Annotated in this window: 1 pseudogene; it reads left to right on the top strand. The window is 67.8% G+C overall.

What is annotated here, in order from left to right:
- Positions 1-230: pseudogene (locus tag HA630_RS00710) on the top strand (23S rRNA (uracil(1939)-C(5))-methyltransferase); the annotation flags it as partial.

Here is a 230-nt window from a genome sequence, read left to right as displayed (position 1 = left end):
GATTTCGGCATCGAGATGCCGTTCAAGCCGACCGACTTCACCCAGGTCAACCCGCACATCAACCGCGTGCTGGTCGCGCGTGCGCTGCGCCTGCTGGGCGTGCAGCAGGATGAGCGGGTCATCGACTGGTTCTGCGGCCTGGGCAACTTCACGCTGCCGCTGGCGACGCAGGCGCGCGAGGTGCTGGGCATCGAAGGCAGCGAGGCGCTGGTCGCGCGTTCGCGCCAGAA

This window comes from Aquabacterium sp. A08, assembly GCF_011742065.1.
This window is presented reverse-complemented; position numbering and strand designations above follow the sequence as displayed.